This is a genomic window from Phaeobacter sp. HF9A, assembly GCF_011806385.1.
Taxonomy (GTDB): Bacteria; Pseudomonadota; Alphaproteobacteria; order Rhodobacterales; family Rhodobacteraceae; genus Epibacterium.
Map to the genome: position 1 here is coordinate 1 of NZ_JAATOX010000223.1, position 2,760 is coordinate 2,760.

Sequence of the window (2,760 nt, forward strand, 5' to 3'; positions counted from 1 at the left end):
GCCAAGGCGCTGTTGCAGGGCACGAATTTCGATCCGCATCTGGTTTCTGAGCTTCGCGTCGAGGTTCGACAGCGGCTCGTCAAACAGGAACAGCTCGGGATCGCGCACGATGGCGCGGCCCATGGCGACCCGCTGGCGCTGACCGCCAGAAAGCTGGCTGGGACGGCGATCCAGATAGTCGCCAAGGTTCAGAATGCGCGCGGCTTCCTGCACCTTGGTTTCGATCTCCGCCTTGGAGGCGCCGCGGTTCTTGAGCCCATATCCCATGTTTTTCGCAACGGTCATATGGGGATAGAGCGCATAGTTCTGAAACACCATGGCGATGTTGCGATCTGCCGGGTCCTTGTCATTGACCACGTCATCGCCAATCAGAAGCGCGCCATCGGTGATATCCTCCAGCCCGGCAATCATCCGCAGCAGGGTGGATTTCCCGCAGCCCGAGGGGCCAACCAGCACCACAAGCTCGCCATCGGGGATCACGACAGAGCAGGGCTGCACGGCCTCAAAGCCGTTGGGATAGGTTTTGCGAACACGGTCCAGCGTTACCTGTGCCATTGTTTTATTCCTTATTTATCGGATTCCGTGAGGCCCTTGACGAACCAGCTCTGGAAGAAAATGACGATCAAGACCGGCGGCACCATGGCAATGATGACCAGCGCCAGCGCCTTGCCGAATTCGGGGATCTTTGCACCGGATTGCGATAGCTCCTGCACGATCTGCTTGATGCCGCGCACCAGGGTGAACATGCTCTCATCCGTGGTGATCAGCGTCGGCCAGAGGTATTGGTTCCAGCCATAGACAAACATGATGATAAAGATCGCCGCGATCATGGTGCGCGAGAGCGGCACCAGAATGTCGATGAAGAACTTCACCGGACCGGCCCCATCAATGCGCGCGGCCTCGACCAGCTCCTCGGGGATGGAGCGGAAGAACTGCCGGAAAAAGAACGTCCCCGTGGCCGACGCAATCAGCGGCACGATCAGCCCGGTGTAGGTATTGGCCAGGCCCAAACGCTGGATCGCCTCATAGGAGGGCAGGATGCGCACTTCCAGCGGCAGCAGCAGGGTGGTGAAGATGATCCAGAACGCGAAGGTCGCGAACCGCAGACGGAAATAGACGATCGCATAGGCGGCCATCATCGAGATCACGATCTTGCCGATCGCAAAGCCAAGACCAAGGATCATCGAGTTGATGAGCATCCGGGTGCCGGTAATGGTTTCGCTAAACCCGGCCGTGTCGAACATCGCGCCCTTGAAGTTCTCCAACATATGCCCCTCAAAACCGAGTTGCAGCCCGTTGCGCATGATATCCGGGTCGGAAAAACTCGTGCTGAGAAGGATGTAGATCACCGGAATGATCATGAACAGCGAGCCGAGGATCAGGATCAAATGATCCACAACCTGGCTCAGCCGGATACGGCGGCGGGGCACGACGTGGTGCACGGCGCCGTCACTATGGGTGAGATCAGCCATCTGTCGCCTCCTGTTCAGGTGTAATGGATCCGGCGTTCGATAAGCCGGAACTGGAAAACGGTAAGCACAAGAACGAGGATCATCAGGATCACCGATTGCGCGGAGGAGCCACCAAGATCATTGCCGCGGAAGCCATCGACGAAGACCTTGTAGACCAGCGTCACCGGGTTGTTGCCGGGCTCGGAGCGCACCAGCGTGTCGATGATGCCGAAGGTGTCAAACAGCGCATAGGTGATGTTGATGATCAGCAAGAAGAAGGCCGTCGGCGCCAGCAGCGGGAAGGTGACATCCCAAAAACGGCCAGAGGCAGAGCGATTGTCGATCAGCGCGGCCTCGCGCACCGATTTCGGGATCGACTGAAGGCCGGAGAGGAAGAAGATGAAATTGACCGGGATCTGTTTCCACACGGCCACCACCACCATGGCGGTTGCGGTGGATTTGTAATCCGCACCAAGGCGGAAATCCCAGCCCAGCGATTGGAACATCTCCGTCAGCGGGCCGTTGCGCTGGTCAAAGAACATCAACCCCAAGAAGCCAGCAACCGGCGGCGCGACCGCATAGACCCACATCAAAAGGGTGCGATATGTTTTTGCGCCGCGAATGACCGCATCCGCCTTGACCGCCAGCAAAAGCGCCAGCGCCAAGGAGAAGAAGGTCACCAATACGGTGTAGATCACGGTGAAACGCGCCACCTTGGCATATTCGCTGTTGTCGAACAGCTGGGTGTAGTTTTCGACGCCCACAAAGGTGGAGCCGAACCCAAAGGGGTCCTGAAGGTAGAAAGACGACTGCACCGCCCATGCGGCCGGCCAGTAGAAGAAGATCGCGATGATCGACAACTGAGGCAGCAACAGCGCAACGGGCAGCCAGACGGTGGTAAATCCGGCACGTTTCATGAGGGGTATTCCATCGGCAAAAGAAAATGGACAACCCGCGCAAGATACGCGGGTTGCCCTTGTGGGTCGTGACGAAGCTTAGCCTTGGGTCTTGGCAAAACGCTCAAGCAGAGCGTTGGCTTCGGTCTCGATGTTTTTGAAGGCGTCTTCAACCGAGGTTTCGCCGGACAGGATGCGGCCGTATTCGCGGTTCATCACGTCACGGATCTGCACGTAGAAACCCATGCGGTAGCCTTTGGTGTTTTCACCGGCGGGCAGGGACAGCTGTTTGATGCCAACTTCGGCAGCCGGGAAACGGTCATAGTGGCCGTCTTCCTTGGCCAGTTCATAGGCGGCCTCGGTGATCGGAACATAACCCGTTTCTTTGTGCCAGAAATACTGCACCTCCGGGG

Annotated in this window: 3 protein-coding genes and 1 pseudogene; all 4 read right to left on the minus strand. The window is 58.0% G+C overall.

The genetic code is table 11. The features are described 5' to 3' along the window. A partial coding sequence (locus HCZ87_RS20440; RefSeq protein ID WP_167646927.1) for an ATP-binding cassette domain-containing protein occupies positions 1 to 555 on the minus strand: 555 nt, incomplete at its 3' end. Between the two features lie 11 nt (positions 556 to 566). Beyond that, entirely contained in the window at positions 567 to 1,472 is a 906-nt protein-coding gene (locus tag HCZ87_RS20445; RefSeq protein WP_167646929.1) for an ABC transporter permease subunit, read from the minus strand. A 14-nt stretch (positions 1,473 to 1,486) separates the two neighbouring features. After that, positions 1,487 to 2,368, minus strand: a complete 882-nt coding sequence (locus HCZ87_RS20450; RefSeq protein ID WP_167646931.1) for an ABC transporter permease subunit — start codon at positions 2,366 to 2,368, stop codon at positions 1,487 to 1,489. Positions 2,369 to 2,446: 78 nt separating this feature from the next. Next, positions 2,447 to 2,760 (minus strand): annotated as a pseudogene (locus tag HCZ87_RS20455) (ABC transporter substrate-binding protein); the annotation flags it as partial.